Source organism: Roseibium sp. AWQ4_290 (assembly GCF_056160985.1).
In genome coordinates this window covers 185,951-204,343 of record NZ_JBSWYG010000006.1, presented here as the reverse complement: position 1 = coordinate 204,343, position 18,393 = coordinate 185,951, and the positions used below count along the sequence as shown (strand labels likewise).

General features: G+C 55.6%; 13 protein-coding genes. 5 read left to right on the top strand and 8 right to left on the bottom strand.

Annotated elements, in window-relative coordinates:
- Positions 1-195 precede the first annotated feature (195 nt).
- Both ACXAH0_RS08370 and ACXAH0_RS08365 read left to right on the top strand, forming a co-directional pair.
- Positions 196-915 (top strand): VPLPA-CTERM sorting domain-containing protein, encoded by a 720-nt coding sequence (locus ACXAH0_RS08370; protein ID WP_475178359.1) that lies wholly within the window; start codon positions 196-198, stop codon positions 913-915.
- A 498-nt stretch (positions 916-1,413) separates the two neighbouring features.
- Complete coding sequence (locus ACXAH0_RS08365; protein ID WP_475178355.1) at positions 1,414-2,169, top strand: ExeA family protein; 756 nt, start codon at positions 1,414-1,416, stop codon at positions 2,167-2,169.
- Between the two features lie 249 nt (positions 2,170-2,418).
- Here ACXAH0_RS08365 and ACXAH0_RS08360 read toward each other — a convergent pair whose 3' ends face one another.
- Both ACXAH0_RS08360 and xrtD read right to left on the bottom strand, forming a co-directional pair.
- A complete protein-coding gene (locus ACXAH0_RS08360) occupies positions 2,419-3,762 on the bottom strand; it encodes a nucleotide sugar dehydrogenase (protein WP_475190245.1) in 1,344 nt (447 codons plus the stop codon).
- A gap of 213 nt (positions 3,763-3,975) precedes the next feature.
- On the bottom strand, positions 3,976-5,592 hold the full coding sequence (gene xrtD, locus ACXAH0_RS08355) for a VPLPA-CTERM-specific exosortase XrtD (protein ID WP_475190243.1): 1,617 nt from the start codon (positions 5,590-5,592) through the stop codon (positions 3,976-3,978).
- A 294-nt stretch (positions 5,593-5,886) separates the two neighbouring features.
- On the opposite strand from xrtD, the gene ACXAH0_RS08350 reads away from it, so the two are divergent.
- Positions 5,887-7,143: a glycosyltransferase family 4 protein gene (locus ACXAH0_RS08350; RefSeq protein ID WP_475190240.1), complete on the top strand. Its 1,257-nt coding sequence runs from the start codon at positions 5,887-5,889 to the stop codon at positions 7,141-7,143.
- Positions 7,144-7,198: 55 nt separating this feature from the next.
- Here the strand turns inward: ACXAH0_RS08350 and ACXAH0_RS08345 are convergent, their stop codons facing one another.
- The 6 genes from ACXAH0_RS08345 to ACXAH0_RS08320 all read right to left on the bottom strand — a co-directional run bounded on the left by ACXAH0_RS08345 (position 7,199) and on the right by ACXAH0_RS08320 (position 15,546).
- The gene (locus ACXAH0_RS08345; protein WP_475178336.1) at positions 7,199-8,401 is read right to left on the bottom strand and encodes a glycosyltransferase; all 1,203 of its coding nucleotides are present in this window, start codon (positions 8,399-8,401) and stop codon (positions 7,199-7,201) included.
- A 2-nt stretch (positions 8,402-8,403) separates the two neighbouring features.
- Complete coding sequence (locus ACXAH0_RS08340; protein WP_475178332.1) at positions 8,404-9,174, bottom strand: PHP domain-containing protein; 771 nt, start codon at positions 9,172-9,174, stop codon at positions 8,404-8,406.
- Positions 9,171-10,379 (bottom strand): hypothetical protein, encoded by a 1,209-nt coding sequence (locus ACXAH0_RS08335; RefSeq protein ID WP_475190237.1) that lies wholly within the window; start codon positions 10,377-10,379, stop codon positions 9,171-9,173. Before ACXAH0_RS08335 ends, ACXAH0_RS08340 begins: the two co-directional genes overlap by 4 nt.
- 20 nt (positions 10,380-10,399) lie before the next feature.
- The gene (locus ACXAH0_RS08330) at positions 10,400-11,068 is read right to left on the bottom strand and encodes a polysaccharide deacetylase family protein (protein WP_475190235.1); all 669 of its coding nucleotides are present in this window, start codon (positions 11,066-11,068) and stop codon (positions 10,400-10,402) included.
- A 458-nt stretch (positions 11,069-11,526) separates the two neighbouring features.
- On the bottom strand, positions 11,527-12,066 hold the full coding sequence (locus ACXAH0_RS08325; protein ID WP_475178322.1) for a VPLPA-CTERM sorting domain-containing protein: 540 nt from the start codon (positions 12,064-12,066) through the stop codon (positions 11,527-11,529).
- 735 nt (positions 12,067-12,801) lie between these two features.
- Positions 12,802-15,546, bottom strand: coding sequence for a right-handed parallel beta-helix repeat-containing protein (locus ACXAH0_RS08320; protein WP_475190232.1), 2,745 nt, complete (start codon positions 15,544-15,546; stop codon positions 12,802-12,804).
- A gap of 594 nt (positions 15,547-16,140) precedes the next feature.
- Between ACXAH0_RS08320 and ACXAH0_RS08315 the strand changes: the two genes are divergently transcribed.
- Both ACXAH0_RS08315 and ACXAH0_RS08310 read left to right on the top strand, forming a co-directional pair.
- Positions 16,141-17,061, top strand: a complete 921-nt coding sequence (locus tag ACXAH0_RS08315) for a glycosyltransferase family 2 protein (protein ID WP_475184316.1) — start codon at positions 16,141-16,143, stop codon at positions 17,059-17,061.
- Positions 17,062-17,094: 33 nt separating this feature from the next.
- Positions 17,095-18,324 carry a glycosyltransferase family 4 protein gene (locus tag ACXAH0_RS08310; RefSeq protein ID WP_475184319.1) on the top strand — a complete coding sequence of 410 codons (1,230 nt, stop codon included), beginning with the start codon at positions 17,095-17,097 and terminating at the stop codon, positions 18,322-18,324.
- Positions 18,325-18,393: the final 69 nt, after the last annotated feature.

Below are 18,393 nucleotides of genomic sequence, written 5' to 3'. Positions count from 1 at the left end.
GCAACCACATTTCTCGAGGGCCCAGTCCCTGAGAACTCCGCCTTCCCTACCTCTTTTGCATTTACCACCTGCAGAGAAACCATAAGGCAGCCCCTGCAGAAACCAAGGAATATGCTTGTAACTTACCGTCACAAATGCTAGGACTTTTCTAAATTTTAATTAAGTGTGAACATTCTAAAAAGGTAGAACTCGAGTATGAAATTCACCAGTTTGATCACCGGCGCGGCATTGCTTGCCATGAGCGCTGGGTTTGCAGTTGCCTCGCCGGTAACATTGTCGAAACAGAACAAATGGGACGTTTTCGACGGAGGCGGCAGTCAATCCGTCAAGATCCGCAACAAATCGTATCCATTTGAAAGCGCACGTGTGGATGCAGGTGGCTTCCGGCTCTCCGACGGTGTCAATGACTTGATTGCCTGGTGCCTGGATATTACCCATAACCTGTCCCTCCCGAGCCCTTACAAGACGACCGATGATCCGTTTTCCAACAGCTACGGCCTGACGGATGTCCAAAAGGCGAATGTCGAGAACCTTTTCGAGACCAGTTATTCGACGCTGGACCTTAGCAACGACGCTCAGTCCGCGGGCTTCCAACTGGCGCTTTGGGAAGTCATCTACGAAAAGTCCGGCACATTTGATGTGACCGATGGCAATTTTTACGCGCGTGCGTCCAGTGCGGCCAGCGATCTGGCGAACGCCTTCCTCGGCAATCTGGGCGGCGCCATCACCCAAGCCTACAATTTCACCTACTATGAGTCCCTCGGATACAAGTCCGGCTGGGGCAAGAAAAAGTGGAAGAAAAAGTACAGCCAGAACCTTGTCAGCGTGACCCCGGTCCCGCTTCCAGCTGCCGGATTGCTGCTGACCTGCGGTCTCGCCGGGCTTTATGTCGTGAACCGGCGCAAAAAAGCCTGACCCTGTGCGGGTGTCTGAACAACCTTAAAAAGATCCGCGATTTTTTCGCGGATTTTCCATGTTCGATGTTGAATACACGCGTAAATTTTTGTCGCACGGATAGTGATTTATTTGCTTCTCTGCAGCTGCCTTTCAGCCTAAAACGAGAGGCGCAAGTTTCGATTGAAGCCTTGGGCACCTTCCTGCCCTGGATGTCTTAGCGTCTTGAAATGTCCGGTAAGAGACATATCTCAGGATTTACCCTTTTAAGAGTATTTCCTTGATAGTAGAGCGTAAACTTGCGATTTGAAACACTAGATGAAACGGTAAAATTACAGTCAAAATAGAGAATTCGAATTGGTGTGGTTTTGCCGGTGAAAGCCGATGCAACAAGATTCGAAAATTGGAAACTCTCGCTCTTCGGGGTCGCTGATGTATGAGCCGTATTACGGTCTCTTGACGAAGCCGTTTGCACTAGTACCTGATCCCCGGTTCATATATTGGGCCGGCCCGCACAGCATGGCCTTCGCCATGCTTGAATACGGTATCGTCAATCATGCGGGCTTCACGGTGATTACCGGTGAGGTCGGTGCTGGCAAGACAACCTTGATCCAGCATTTGCTCGGCAAGCTCCCGGGAGATATCTGTGTGGGGCTGCTGTCCAACACAGGCGGAAGCGGCGAATTGCTGCAATGGGTCCTGATGGCCTTTGATCAGGACTTTGAAACGGACTCCCATGTCAAACTGTTCAAGCAGTTCAAGGACTTCCTTATTTCGCAATATGATGCGGGACGTCGGACCGTCCTGATCGTGGACGAAGCCCAGAATCTCGGCTCTGAGACGCTGGAAGAGCTGCGGATGCTGTCCAACATCAACACCCATGACCGGGAGCTGCTGCAGATCGTGTTAAGCGGCCAGCCGGAGCTGAAAACCCTGCTCGCAGCCCCCAATCTCCGCCAGTTCGTGCAGCGGGTGACCTCCGACTTTCACCTGTCCTTTCTTGAACAGCAGGAAGTCGCGGGCTATATCGCCCACCGGCTCAAGGTCGCCGGTGCAACAAGGTCCCTGTTCACGCCCGGGGCCTGTGACCTGATCTATTATGCAACCCAGGGCACCCCCCGTCTGATCAACACCTTGTGCGACACTGCCCTTCTCTACGGGTTCGCAACGGAAGCTGATGAAATCACACCGGACATCGTCAAGCGCGTTCTTGATGACAAGCGGCGTTTTGGCGTGTTCGCTGTTCAGCCCGACATGGCACTGCCACAGCAATAGACAAATAGCCGGGGGCGGGATGCGTTAAAGCATGCCGCCTTTTTGACGGGCTCTTTCCACTCGGCCACGGCCGGACACCACTCTCAATGAATAGAAACCCATCTGATCTCGAAAACCGGCCTATGCTGGCGTGTTCCAACATGCCAGACGGCGCTGCGCTGTTTGAATGATATCAGACCGTCCGTCACAACGCCCCTTGCCTGCCTTTGGAAAGAACCATCAAATCGGGTTCTATCAATCGAGATTGCTTCAGGCCTTGGTCACCAGCTCCGTTGGCAGGCCTCGCGACGCAATCGCGTTTCTGGTGTCAATCACCGGCAATCCAAGGCCCAGCAGCCTCTCATAATCCAGCGCATCGTGATCCGTTGAAATCAAAACCGCATCATAGTCTTGCGCTTTGAGGCTCTCAAGGCTAACCGCCTCGCGGTCCTTCAGATGTGCAAATTCCCGCATGGGAGGGATGGCACCGATATGGGGGTCTAGAAAGTCCACCCGGGCCCCGCTTTTCAGCATCATATCCATCAGTACGACGGACGGGCTCTCCCGCATGTCAGGCACATTTTTCTTGTAACTGATCCCCACCAGCAGAATGCGGGACCTTGACAGGCCCTTGCCGCACTGCCGGTCCAGAACCTCACGCAATTTGCCTATGACGTAGTGTGGCATGGTGACATTGATTTCCCCGGCCAGCTCGATGAAACGGGTTGAATGTCCAAATTCGCGAGCTTTCCAGGTGAGGTAAAAAGGATCGATCGGAATACAATGTCCGCCGAGACCTGGCCCCGGGTAGAAGGGCATGAAGCCGAACGGCTTCGTGGCTGCGCCGTCGATCACGTCCCAGACATCAATTCCCATGGCGTCATAGATCACCTTGAGCTCATTCACGAGCGCGATGTTCACAGAACGGAAGATATTCTCCGTAATTTTGACCGCTTCAGCCGTTCGCGTTGAGGCGACGGGCACCACCTGGTCAACAATCTGCCCATAGAAGGCGGCCGCCAGGACCCGGGCACTTTCAGTATCCGCCCCAACAATCTTGGGGATGGACTGGGTGCGATAGGTCGCGTTGCCCGGATCCTCCCGCTCGGGACTAAACGCCACCCAGAAGTCCTGGTCCACCTGCCGCCCGCTGGCTGTCAGGATCGGCGTCAGCACCTCGTCGGTCGTTCCGGGAAAGGTGGTCGATTCCAGAACCACCAGAACTTTCTCCCGCAAATGCCGGGCGATCTCACGGGCGGTCTTTTCGACAAAAGAGAGGTCCGGCTCCCGGTGTCGGGTCAACGGGGTCGGCACACAGATGACAATCACATCCATGGCCGCCAGTCCTGCAAAATCCGCAGTCCAACTTACCCGTCCGGCTTGTGTGACCTCCTCGAGCATAGCATCCGTCACGGCGCCAATATAGCTGCGGCGTGCCTCAAGCCGGGTCACCTTGCTGGCATCAATATCGAACCCTGTAACCTGAAAGCCGCGCAAGGCGGCTGTCACAGCCAGGGGCAGACCGACATATCCCAGCCCGATCACCCCGACACGGGCAGCCTTGCCGTCAATCAACTTCAGAAGTTGGCGGCTTTTCGCACTGTCAGATGTCATGATCAAATGTCCGTAAAACGGTCAGCTCCCGAGGCGCTGCTGGACACCTCAGATACACCGTAAGGGTCTGGAAAAAGGCTCGAGAGGCAGACCTATCCCGATTTGACGTAAAGCGTCAAATCAGAAGCAGCCACGACGCGGCAGCTGACCGGTCTGCATCAGTGACCCTCATGGCAAAGAGCAGAAGCGAGACGGCCTATGCATGAACAGGCCTTAAGCATCTGCACCCATGTCTGGAAAATAGCTCGGCAGTTGCGGCACGATCTCTTCAAGGAACCCTTGAAGCCTGTCATCCGCCCGGGCCACATCCTCTGTCTGGCCAATGGGAGTGACCACCCGCACGAGGCCGCCGTCGGATCTGCCTTCGGTGAACGTGTCCCACATGGACACGAATTTTGCCTCAAAGTCGTTGGTGATCTGGCGGCCACGCTGTTCAAACCAGAAATAAACCAGCTGCCGGTTCAGACCCTGCTGGATGACCGCCCGGTTCACGGTGATGGTCTTCGGGCCTGCACCGGTCTCGATCGTCACCGGCTTCTGTTCCCAGTTGGAGACCTCCCAGCCGCCGCCGGGCAGACAGATTTCCGGAGAATGGATCCCCGACCCCTGGGTCTGGGATTTGTAGAATGTCATCAGCAGATTGATGCTATCTTTGCCATTTGTGTAATCCGCCAGCAAATATTCATCGGCGCCGAGCACCCGCTCGATGTTGCGGTCCAGGATCGTCGAACGCCCTTGCCAGTCACTGACCTGAAGCGGAAAGACCCCGAGAGGAATACGGTTGATCGCGGGCGGAACCGGTGTCGGGATCACCTGCCACAAAGCACCAGCCACCACACTAACCACCGCCGCAGCAATGAAGGCCCGACCGGCCCGCATGGCTGGAAGTTTCTTCAACGGCCCCAGCAGCCCCTCAAAATCCATACCGATCACATAAGCCGGACGCGGCCGCCCAAACAGGAAGAAACGTGACAGGAACCAGGCCAGCACATAGAGCAGCAGTGTGCAGGAAATGAAAATCACCCAGCCTTCGAAAAAATGCAGGAAGCCTTCCGCCTGCGCGATCCCGTACTGATTCACCAGCACGCCGATCATGCCGATCCTGAAGCTGTTCATCAGGATCGTGATGGGAATCGTCGCCAGGAAGATCACGACCCGGTGCCAGTTCGGGCCGTTATAGAGAATGGCCATCAGCCAGCCAAAACTGAACAGCGGAAAGAGATAGCGCAGCCCGCTGCAGGCTTCTGCAACCAGAAGCTTGTATTCGCCCAGATCGATAACCGTTCCATCCAGCAGAACCGGGATGTTCACGAACTGGATCACTGCAACGCCCAGCTCCGCAGAGACCGCCTGAAGATAGGTGGAAACGTTCAGATAAATGAATTGCGGCAATGGCAGCATGAAGATCAGATGCAGCCAGCCCGGCCAGAACCGGACCCCTTCCCGGGTGCCGGCAAGCAGGAGAATCAGCGCACCGATATACAGAATAAACCCATAGGTGATGATGTCCGGGATCTCGACCAGATTGCCGATCAGTCCAACCAGCAGCGCCAGTGCGAACACAAGAAGGCCGACGATCCGGCTGCCGTGATCCGGTTTGACCGGATGCCGGTGAATTTCCAGCAGGGTCATGTAGCCGGTAATCAGCGGCACAAGCGGCCCGTAGCTGTATTCCGGCCGCGCCCAGGCCACGCCCAGCGAAATCAGCCCGTCCCAGAAAAACGCGACGGCTCCGAGCGACGCCACCAGGATCCAGGGGATCGCCCGCATGGAGAAGGAGAAAAATTCCTTCGGCATTCCGGGAGTATCGTTTCGAACATCGGCCGTCATGGAAATTCCGTCCAAAAGCGTTTCAAAAGACAAGTTATTCAGCAAAGAGAAAGCCAGAGCGCAATTATCATCAGACGCTCCATGCCCTCTTCATACCCAAATCCGGGCCTCATTTGTACTTAAATTCTTGGTGAGGACGTATCGTCGCTTCAAATTTTAATAAAACAATTGAAGAATTAAGCTTAATATTGAATGTGATTTGAAATTGGGGCCACCGCATTTGACGCTTCGGACGCCAGCGCCCTATAGGAAACACAATTTGATTTTTGATTTGCACATTGAGGAGTTGGATTGTTGGGTGAAACAGAGATCATGCCGCGCCCTGCGCCCGGAAAAGTACTGATCATCGTCGAGAACCTCCCGGTTCCCTTTGACCGCCGGGTCTGGCAGGAGGCCAGCGCGCTGCGTGAAGCCGGGTATGAGGTCTCTGTCATCTGCCCAAAAGGGAAGAAGCACACTCTCTCTGAGGAAACTCTGGACGGCATTCACATCTACCGTCACAGCCTGCCGCTGGAAGCCACCGGTGCGCTCGGCTATCTGGCAGAATATTCCGCCGCCCTTTTCCACGAGATGCGGCTGTCCATCCGGGTTCTGAGGCGCCATGGCTTCGATGTGATCCATGCCTGCAATCCACCGGATCTGATCTTTCTGGTCGCGCTCTTTCACAAACTGCTCTTCGGCAAGAAATTCGTGTTCGACCAGCATGACATCAACCCGGAACTTTATGAGGTCAAATTCGGCAAAAAGGGCTTCTTCCACCGCCTCCTGACCATCTTCGAACGCTGCACCTTCCGCCTTGCCGATGTCAGCCTGGCCACGAACGAAACCCTCAAGGGCCGGGCGGTCACGACCGGCAAAATGGCACCTGAGAATGTCTGGGTGGTCAGAAGCTTTCCCGACATTGCCCGCTTCAAACGGACCGCGCCAGATGAAAATGCCAAACGGGGCCGCAAGTTCCTGGCCGGATATGTCGGCATCATGGCTGAACAGGACGGGGTGGAATACCTCGTCAGGGCTATGGACCATATCGTCAATGTGGAAGGCAGAGATGATATCGGCTGCATCATCATCGGGGATGGCCCCGATTACGACCGTCTGCGCGCGCTCTCAGTGGAGCTGCAGCTGACAGACCATGTGGAGTTCACTGGCTATGTGTCAGGCCCTCCCCTTCTGGAAAAGCTGTCCGCCTGCGATATCGGTGTGATTCCCGATCCGCCCAATGTGTGCAACGACAAGCTGTCAATGAACAAGGTGTTCGAATATATGGCGCTCGGCCTGCCCTTTGTTCAATTCGACCTCGAACAGGCCAGGATCGACGCGGGCGACGCGGCGCATGTGGTGAAAGACCGGACCGCAGAAGGTCTCGCCCGGGGCATGATGGACTTGCTCGCCGATCCAGAACGCCGGGAAAAAATGGCGCACTATGCCTCCGACAGAGCGCAGCGGGAGTTCCATTGGGACATTGAAAAACAGTCGCTTCTGGACGCCTATCAGACCGTGTTCCACCCGCGCGAAGTCACGGACATGAGCGGGCCGGTGCGGGCTTCCTGAGGCAGGAAACCGGATTGCTGTCGGCGTGGAGCCGAAGCCCCAGACTCCCTTCGGATCAGGTGCTTTGCTCCCCGGACAGGACCTTTCGAACGGCAGTCTCATAGGCTGCAATCACATTGCTGCGCTGAAACCTGGCAAGCTGGCCGGTCTGCTGCCACTCGGCCAGGTCTCCTTTCAGGCGCTCCTGGTCCGTGATGAGTTTTTCCATGGCTGCTTCAATGGCCGGCACATCATCGGAGGGGGCTGCCAAGGCAAAGGAAGCACCGTCAAAGAAGCCATCAATGGCCCAGTCTTTGGGATAGACAACCGGACACCCTGCCAGAATCGCCTCAAGAAACACCATGCCGAAAGTTTCCCGCTTTGAGACCATGGCAAAGCCGCACATGCCATTGAGCATGTCCTGCACGTTTTCATGGGCGATCGGGCCCTTACGCACGAAAGACGTAGCCTCTGCCTGTGCGGCCAACTGATCGATCCGGGATTCGTCCTGAAGACTTCCGCCGCCGTAAAGATGGAAGGCATAATCCCTGTGCCGGTCCTGCAACGCCTTGCTGGCCGTCACCAGGGCGGCAACATTCTTGTTTTTCTGGTCTTTCAGATGAAACACCGAAGACAGCACGGGGGCGGTCACTTTCGGGGCAAGAATCCGGTCCTGGGACGAACTGCAAGGTAAAAGACAGGTCGGTTTGTCCCGAGGCCCAAGCACCGCATCACACACACGCTGCCCCATCACCGAAAACGGAAACACGACGGCTGCGCCGTGATAGATCCTTCGGTAGGCTGGCGTCAGATCCGGACGGAATTTCAGGATTTTTCTGTCGGTATTCACCTGCAGCGACAAAGCGAATGGGCACTTGAAACGCAGGCTGACCCGCTCAGCAATCAACCCTTCCAGCGTAAGCTTGTGCCCGTGAAGAAGGTCGGGCCTGATCCCACGCCGGACAAGGTCATCCGCAATCCGGTCCGCCAATTGTGACAAGGTTCCCTGCATGAACAGGCCCGCTGGCAGGCCGTCATATTCAACCGCGGTCACACCGTTGTCCGCCTCTGTCAGACGCACCTTAAAACCGGGCTTAACCGGATTGCGCATCAGTCCGCTCAACAACTCCCTGCCGGAAGGGGATGTGCGGTTTATAGAATAAACATGCTGGTCAAATGTGTCATGCACAGCCTCCACGAGGCTGCTCACCGCTCTGGTTTTGCGAGGCTGAACCGCATCCGGATAATCGCCGGAGATGTGCACGATCACCTTTGCCATGGTCAGCTGTCCGCGCCTGTCCGGCTGCGTTGTCCCGGACCGTCCCCCGATCCCGGCTTAACCCGTTTCAATCCCTTGCGCAGGGCCTCCAAACGGTCGGACACGGGTGTTGAAACCTCACCGTTCTTCGTCAGGACCGGCTGCGAAGCGATCATTGGCTGCAAACGGCCTGCGCGGATTTCCGCAACCAGTTCGCGCTCCAGATCTTCTCCGGCGACTTCGGCCCGGTGCGTTAACGGCCAGTAGTGGCGCAAATGATGGAAGTCGACGCCGACCGTGGCATGCAAACCCGTTTGGGTGATGAGTTTCTTTGCCTCTGCCCCGGGCGCAATTCCGTCGGACTTCCGGTTCCAGACTTCGATCCCGGCGAGATAGGGCACGAAGGCGTCCTGAAATTTCCGATACGCCTCCCGGCGAATCGGATGAGCAAATACCGCCACCCCTCCGGCTTTCTGAACCTTTTCAAGGGTTTCCAGAACCGGGCGGTGCTCGGCAAGAAAGTGATCAAGCCCCCAGGTCAGAATATGAATGTCATTGTCGGGACAAGAATATTCAATACCCGGGATCAAGGTGCATCTTTCCGTGGACGCCTGCACGCACGCAGTTCGGAACTCGGCAAACCGGTCTGGTGCAAAGCCTGTGTCATGTTCGCTCATCATGACCACATCGACACCGCGCCGGCCGAAAAACTTCGCGATCTGAGCCAAGGTCCAGCGGCCATCATAAGACCAGGTGGAGTGGGCATGCAGCACCACGGACAGGGACCGGTTCATCCTTTGCGCTTCCTGATTGTTTTTTTCACCGTAGCCAGGGCCTCACGCAGGAAGAACCCGGGAAAGGCGGGATCATAGTTGTAAAACCGGGACAAGGCATGGAGGGCAAACACCCCGAACAGGGACCGCAGGAGATTTGGCCACCGCTGCGCATGAAACCTGCTTTTGGGCCCCTTGATCACAAACAAGAGGTGCAACAGCTCCCGCCCCAGGTGGCGGACCTGCTGATGGCCTTCTACTACCGGCACATCCTTCGGGACAAAATCGGGGTCCAGAGCCTGCTCGACGGCCCAGCCCGGGTAGTCCAGACCACTGCGGCGCGACAGAGCTGTTGATCCCCACAGACGCCCGTTCAGCTCGATAAACCATCCGGTTCCGTCATCATCCGTCAGAAGTTCCACCATGAAGGGGCCACGCCATCCGATAGAAGAAACGAATGTCTTGACCTTTTCTACCAGATCAGGGGCCGGAGCGACCGAGCGGCAGGCACTTGCTCCAGAGCCGTGCGGGTTCATCATGCGCACCCGGCGGTGAGCGAACAAATGGCTGATGCCCCCCTCGCCTGCAAAGCCGAATATCCCTTCTCCCGCGCCATGGATCAAGGGCTGCACCAGCATCGGAAAGGTCATGGCGTCTTCCGGCGGAAGCGTCTCCAGGTCCTTGGCCTCAAAAAGATAAAAGGCGTCCCCCTTTTTCAGCGTGCCAGAGGCGTCGAGGGAAATCGCCCGGGCGGGCTTGACGATTGCCGGAAAAATCGTCGCCTGGAAAATGTCTTCCCGTGTCTCAGCCACAAGTGTTGGCGGCACGGAAAGACCCGCGGCCTCAGCCGCAGCAATCTGCCGGGCCTTGTCCAGGGCGATTTCCTTTTGCGGCCCGGTTGCATTTGCGAGCGCCGGCCTGGCCTCCCCTTCTCCCAAGCCCGCAAGGGCCTCATTGGCAAGCCAAAGCCCGGTATCATCCAGTGCCAGCACCACATCAATCTCCGGATGCGCGCGCAGATGCTCTGCAAGATCCGCTACAGCTTTCCCGGAATCGTCTTCCGGAGCGGTGACAAGGAGAGGCTCGCCAACTGGCAGAAATCGGGCGACCGGTGCCAAGGCGCCCTTGCGCTGGAAAACGCGGACATTCATCCCCTTGTGATGCAGGCTGAAAAACACCTCCGGCGCAGCCAGCGCGTCCGCAAAGCCGATAAGAACCGTTCTCATGTCTGAACCGGATACCATCTTTAAAAAAGCTGTTTCTTGGTTTTCGCCAGGGCCCGGCGGACTGTTCTGACGAACGGCTCGTCTCCCGCAAGGAAGCCGGCAAGATCCTGTTGCGAGGTGTCCGCACGCACAGACCAGCGCGGAATGGGGAAAGGCATGCCCGTGAAGCTGCCACCGTCACTGGAATAGGCCCTGCTAAACCCGGCTGCCTTTAGACGCTGCAAAGTGGATCTTCCGTACTGACCGAAGGGGATTGCCGCTTCGCTGATCTTGCGCCCGATATGGCTCTCCAGCAGCGATTTGGCCTCGGCAAGCTCCCGCTGCGCTGTTGCATCATCCATCTGTCTCCAGCTCACATGATCATGGCCATGAGAGCCGACTTTGTGACCGAGATGCAAGAGTTCCAAAAGATCGTCCGGCCCAAGCGAACCTGTGTCCTCAAGCCGCCCGGCCAGAGGAAAAAACGTGGCGGTCAGGCCGCATGCCTCAAGGCCCTTGGCGCCGATTTCCAGGTCGGAGAGGTTGCCGTCGTCAAAAGTAATCAGAACCCGTTCGCCAGCCGCTGCAATCTGGTCCAGAAACCCTGCATATTGGTCAGTGCTGATCCAATAGCGATCTTCACCCGGCTCCAGCGGGCGCTTTGGCGTTCCGATTCCGTGAAAATTTACGATCTGAAATCTATCTGCCAAGGTGAAACTCTTAAATATTGCAACGTTTGTTCACGCTCAAATCTATCCCATCGCCTCGTCAATGGTTCGGGCGGCGAGGTCAATATGTCCCGGGCACATTTTCATGTCCTAGCGGTACACGCAAACGATAAAACCTCGAGCTCCCGGCTTTGCAGCACATTTGGCGTCTTTCTCCGCCGGATCCAGCAAGACAAAACAAGCCAAACGACCAGCCCCGCTTTTCCCGCAAAAGCGGTTTTCCACTCTTCCCTCCCTTCAAAACCCAATACTTGCCTGAAAGAGAAAAGAATGAGGGCAGTGCACACGCCTATTCTTTGAAAACGTGCCCGGGGCCTTTTGATCCGGCCGCCGGTTCAGGATCTCAACACCTGCCAGCCTGTCCGGAGGTCCAAAAAAATATCCCGCCCGCAGGGCAGCCTGCGGGCGGGATATCATCATCATACCGAAAGGAGGCTTGATTAAGCCTGCTTGCGGCGAACCATAGCCAGACCACCGATCGCGGTGACCAGAAGCAGAGCGCCCGCCGGAAGCGGAACCGGGGTTACGCGAACGGAGTCCACGTCGAAACCACCAAAGGTCTTGCCAGCGTACACTGGAAGGGATGTATCGGTTGTATCGACCAGCTTGATCGTGTCGAACAGGCCCGCACCAAGACTGATGACGACCCCGCTAACCGCATCAAGGTTGGAGATCTCTGCCACCTTGGTGAAGACGCCACCGATGCCAACAAAGAGGTCAGCGCTCTCCGGCCACCCAGCAACGTCATCGAAGGTCACCTCGAAGACGGAGACACTCGTGTCGAAGAGTTTGCCGAAAGTAAGCTCGATATAGCTGCCGAACCCGATTTCGAAGAAGCTTCCATCGGTTGCCCCAAGGGCGTTCGCCGCGTTATCGCGGCCGTCCGCCGTACCACGGGCTGCTGCGTCGTCATAAGTGATCTGCGTCGCATATCCATTGTCAAATCCGCCGGCACCGACGGTAACAGGAGCTGCGCTCACAGCACCCGCTGAGCAAACTGCAAACGCAGCCGCCAACATTGTAGCTTTAGCTTTTCCAAACATTGTTTTCACTCAATTGAAATAGTTAAACGTTCAGCGGAGTACCGCCACCTGAGGGACATTAGGCTATTACCGCCAATTGTGTCAATGAAATTCATACATTTTTAATCAAAAAACCCCGGATCTTCCTGAAAAAAATCAAATCACCCTAACGGTAGAACAATTTCTAACTCATGATTACAGATGAGCTTCCTGTAATTCTTAAGATATCGATTTAGCACACTCAACAGAACATCATTAACATGCTGGATCTCATCAGTTCACAGGAGGAAATTTTCCACTATTTTCAATCGAAGGGGCCGTGCAACACGCATAAATCCAGCTTATACTTCTATTGGAAAACTTGATATCCGTGAGCCGGAGGTAATCAGACCAGTGGAAGACCCGATTTTTAGCCAAAAACAAAGGACCTACGTGCGGGAGACGCATAGGAGAGATACACACGGAAATAGTTTCCAGCCACCGCCCCACCCTCCTGTTATCGCAGAATAGCCACGGAATCGCGCCAGAATCACCACTGCTATGTCCTGTCAGTGAGGCCTTTTCCAACGGGGCGCCCGAACAGCTGAAGGAGACCGAGAACAAAAGACCCGGTTCGGCCTGCAAAAAAACGGAGGCAAAGCGTCTGCCTTGCCTCCGCATTCTATAAGCCCCCGCCGCTCCGGGCGGAAACGGTCAGATGATCATGTCGCTGTCCAGGGGGGTCAGCAAATGCCCGTCAGCATCATAAACGCTTGCATCCGCATCGACGTAAAAGACACGGTCTTCCTTGTAGCGGGTGGAAATCAGCACATTGAACATGTCGCCGTCGATTTCCATCTGCCCATCGTAGCGCACCGAAAGGAAGCTCTCGCTGTCATCGATGACAACGGTGTCGCCCTGGTTGGCAAAGATGAACAGACCGTCAGATGAGTCCAGCTTGCCGGCATCGCCGTGATCAACAATGAGCTGCTGATCTGCATCATTGTCGATATCAATGCCTTCAACCCCTTGAACATAGGCACTGAGAAGGCGCATATCCACCTGATCCAGGCTTTCGTCAAACTGCAGCTTGTCGAAGCCTTCACCGCCATCGATACGCTTGTCGTCGTAATCAACGATGATTGTATCGTTACCGCTCCCTGCGATCAGCGTGTCTGCTCCTGCACCACCGACCACAATGTCATCACCGCCATAGGTCGCAATCACATCATCGCCAGCCTTGCCGTCGACATATTGACCGTCAGAGCTGCCGGCAAACATCGTATCATTGCCGTCGGTTCCGAACTCACCGTTTTCAGTGCGGTCGTCCTCGTCGATAACAGGAATTTCGTTGTCGTCCGTGACATCCCCGCTCGTATTGTCCCCCGTATCGGATCCGCCGCTATCGCCACCCAGATCGCTCTCTGCCAGGACTGTGACGCCGGAGGCCACTTCTTCTTTGGTAAGGTCATAACCGACAAAGGACAGGTCGGAAATGGCCACACCGAGATCCTTGTCGCTGTAAGGATCTCCCAGAAGCAGACTATGGCTGGTGCTGCCAATCTGCACCTGTCCTTCAAGTCCGGTCACCTCTTTCAGAAGCTCCCCATTGAGATAAACAGCTGCGACACCGGTTTCCCCGTTGAATGTGAAGGTCACGTCGTTCCACTCATCAGCCGTCAGTTGCGGGAAGGACGACTTGATCCAGGTGCTGCCTTGATCGGTGGTCAAGGCTACGTTCAAAGATGTCGGAGTCATGAAGACAACGAAGCTGGAGCTGAAATTCAGCACACGGCCGCCGGCGCCGGTTTCCGAATTGAACGCGATGTCAAAGGAAACCGAGTATTTGGAATTCACAAAGAAATCCTGGCTCGCACCCACCTTGACCTTATCGCCGTTGAGGACCAGTCCCTCTTGACCATCGATCGTTTCCACCGCGACGTTCTCCCCGAGGGAAATCGTGTTGGCTTCGGAAGTGTTGTCGACAGCGACGCCACCCGAAATGTCAAGATCAAGGTAATTGGGGGATTCCAGGATGACCGACTTTTCGAGGACCACCTGCTCCCCACTCTCGTAGGTGATGGTCGCAGTCGCGGACTGCTTGCCATAGCCCGAGAAGGCGTGCTCCACCGCCGCACCCGACGCAGTCCCGCCGTCGGAGAAGGTCCACTCAACCGATGTTGCACCATCCGTCTGGTAATCTTCCAGCTGATAGCTCACCGAATTGGCTTCACGCCCGGTTCCAACATCCGCAGACACAAAGCCATCAAAACCAACGCCGGACAGGTCCGCACCCGCTGAGTCAGACAACTCATCCGAGACAACCACAAGGTCTTTCAAAGACATCGTATCGGAGAAGTAGTTCGCGAAGACATCGCCAGCGTAATTTTCACCGTAAGGATTGTTTGTTTGAATGACCGTATTGTCGCTGGCGACTTGAGTGTCTTCATTCAGGCTGATTTTCGTTTCCGTGATGTTGTCCGTGACCGTCACATTCACGGCAGATTGCCTGATATTGATCGCCGGAACCTCGATCGACGACGGGGTGTCCTCCTTGCTGACCAGAGTGTTGTTGGCAATCACAAGGCCATCCGTTTCCCCAACAGTGATCCCGTGCAGGTGGCTGTTGATGATCAGATTGTTCTGGATCGTGAGGTTCTGGTAGTACATGTCCTCACCGCCGCCCAGCGAATCCACAACCTCATTGCGGATGAAAATAGACTGGGTCGGGTTGCCGTCCGCCTGATCCAGAATGTTGTTCTGAATGACAACGTTCTTCGTCGGCTCATCCGTACCGCTCGTCCAGAACTGGATCATGTCCAGATGGGACTTGGTGTCCGGATGGGCGTCAAAATCATGGAGGTGATTGCCCTCAATGAGCACATCCGTGACCTCGGCAAAGTCCAGCCCGTCACTGGCCATGTTGTGCACATCGTTGTTCGTGACGGTCAACCCGTCCGTCTCGACGAATACCGCACCGCGGTAGAAATCGTACATTTCCGTGTTTGTCAGCGTGATGCCCGTCGAATCGTCGACGAACAGACCGAAAGCATTGCCGTATCCATCCGCCTTCGTGCCGGTGCCGGACGCATTGTCGCCGTCAAATACGGAATTCGAAATCGTGATGTTTTCCGAATTGAGGACCTTGAAGGGTTTTACGTAATTCGGATCGCCTTCTTTATAGTCATAGTCGAAGGTGATGCTATCCAGCACAACATTCGAGGAATTGCCGACATAAAGCGCAGATACCGAAGCGGGATTGTCAGGGTCAGCAGACTTGATTGTGACTGTTGATGCCGGGTTGAAATCACTCAGCCCCAGACCGCCCCAATCTCCGCCTTCCAGGAGGATCGTTTCGCCGCCATTTGCCTTTGCGAGAGCTTCCTGCAGCTCTTCAGAGTTCGAGACCCGGTAGGTCGTCGTGGATTCCGATGTTGCGTCAAGCGTAGTTCCGGACATTGTTTGCCTCTCATAATGACCGTGCTGAGAGGAACCTACCAAGCCGCTGTTGATTGCCGGTTTAATACTGGAGTGACTATTGATGCAAAGTTTAAATAACTCTGTATTACCTTGTAGAACCGCATTTCCGCAATATTCCCTTAACGCTATTTTTTGTGAATCATGCAATAATTCACCATGTTTTCTCTGCGTATAAATTAAGGAATTGCGATTTTCTACTCTATTATCACTACCTACCACCGGCAAATAAAATGAATAAGCACTCACAACATTTATGCAAACCAGAGAAATTACACCAAAAGCAACCAAAAACAATTGACGCAGAGACGACCCTAACTTGCTCTTTTTTATTCCGAGCATACTATCAACCCCTTTTGAAAATTTCTTGACCGTTCACAGAAAAATTTTCGCATTCAGGCCCTAAACTCTCATGTGAATATTTCTCCAGTAAGAAATCGAGCAATGCAATCAAAATTCGCGTTTCTTCCGAATGGCTGCGGCCGCAGGCTGTTAACGAAGCGATAACCAATTGATAGCCATGCGACCTTTCGCATGATAAGGAGTGCGCTGTTTTTTAAAAAGTGAGTTTTCCGAATGGATCTGTCCATTGTGATCGTCAATTGGAATACCATCGACATGCTGCGGGATTGCCTGAAGAGCACATTTCAGGGGCTGGGCGATTTGGCCGCGGAAGTCATCGTAATCGACAACGCTTCTTCCGACGGTTCACCGGATATGGTTGAACAGGAATTCCCGGATGCCGTCTTGATCCGCAATAGCGAGAACCGGGGGTTCGCAGCTGCGAACAATCAGGGTTTCGCCAAAGCTGCCGGACGGCATATCCTCCTTTTAAATTCTGACACACTTGTCCACGGAACCGTGTTGCCGGAAACGGTCCGGTATCTCGACGCGCATCCCGATATTGCTGTGCTTGGCTGCCGTGTTCTCAATCCAGACGGCACCATGCAGCCAAATACCAGCCGGTTTCCCTCCCTTATCAATCTGGTCATTCTGTCATCGGGTCTGTGGCGTTTCAAAGGCGTGCCCTTTTTCGACCGCTACCGGATGCTCAATTGGGACCGGCGCGACGCACGCGATGTTGAGGTTGTCGCGGGCTGTTACATGGCCGTACGAAGGAGCGCCATGGACCAGGTCGGGGTTCTGGATGAGGATTTTTACTTTTTCGGAGAAGAAGTGGATTGGTGCGTACGGTTCCGGAAAGCCGGCTGGCGCGTCCATTGTGCACCTGTCGGAGAGATCACCCATTTGGGCGGCGGCTCGGCACGCAAGCTGAACTTCAAACGCGACGTCATGCTGACGGACGCCACGATCCGCCTGCACCGCAAACACTACGGCAAGGCGAGCCGCTTTGGCGCCTGGACGATCCTGATGCTCTTTAATGGCAGCCGGTATCTTTACTGGAGCCTCATAGGCGCACTGACCCGCAAAACCGCAGCGCAGGACCGTGCCCACCACTTCCGCAAAGTGGTTGCTGAAATGCCAAAGAGTATCTGACCGTATTCCCTCCAGCTTCATCCGGGCCGCTTCATGGGACATGACGACAAATTGAAGGTGCTTGTCGTGGCACCGCATCTGAGCCTGCACGATGTCGGCGAAGGACCTCTCGCTCACCATCTGGTGAAAGCCATGTGTGCCCATGCCAACCTCACCGTCCTGGCGCTCGAAGCACCGAACGGGCCTCCCCTGGCGCAGCAACTGCCTGATGCCGACGTCATCACCTGGCCGGAGCCAGCCTGGACGGGCAAAAACCGCTTCGTCCGGACCATGCTTAAACCGCATGTCTTCTATCTGTCCAAATGTGTGAAGGCTTGGCTCAGCAAGGAAGTAGCCAACGGGCGGACGTTCGACATCGCCCATCAGATGCTGCCTGCAGCCCCACGATATCCGACGGCTCTGCGCTTCTTCCAGATCCCCTATGTGATCGGTTCCTTGGGCGGCGCCTTGCCAACCCCCAAAGCGTTCCGGGAGGAAGCCGGCACGGAAAAACTATCCACCAAGCTCAGGGTTCTTGATCCTGTGCGGTTCCGTTTCGACCCCTGGCTTCGGGAAAGCTATCGCAAGGCTGCCCTCGTTCTGGGCGTTGCGCCTTATATGCAGGAAGTCCTGTCTTCTGCGCCCATCCGCCGGTTTGAACCTTTCCTGACGATCGGCCTCGACACAGTCCCTCCCCCCGTCATGCGGTCCCGTAAGGCCGGTGAACTGACCCTTTTGAGCGTTGGCCGGACCACGCGTACAAAAGGGCTGCGCGATACGATCCGGGCGCTGGCCCAGCTCAAGGACCTGCCCGGCGTCAAGCTGGTCTGTGTTGGCGATGGCGACGACCTGCCCGCCTGCCGGGCAGAAGCTGAACAGCTCGGGGTTCAGGACCGGATCACCTTCGCCGGACGCCTCCCGCGCGACGCGGTTGAACACCACTATAAAACGGCTGATGCCCTGATCTTTCCGAGTTTTCGCGAAAGTATGGGGGCGGTTCTTTATGAGGCGATGCGCTGGAGCCTTCCCATCATCACCACCCGCATTGGCGGCCCTGGCAGCATTGTCGATGACACCTGCGGGCTTCAGGTGGATGTCGACACTCCGGCCCAGCTTGCAAGCGATCTGGCGGAAGCGATCCGCAAACTCGCGCTTGATCCGGATTACGGGCACCGGCTGGGAACGGCCGCCCGGACAAAGGTGCTGAGCAAAGCCCTTTGGGAGAAAAAGGCCGAGGAATTGATCAAGATCTATGACAGCGTCCTGGTAACACAAGCGGCATGATCATGTGCTTCCGCCAACCTCAACGGATCAAAAGGCACCGGTTTGCTTCGACGCATTGCAGTGGCGTCA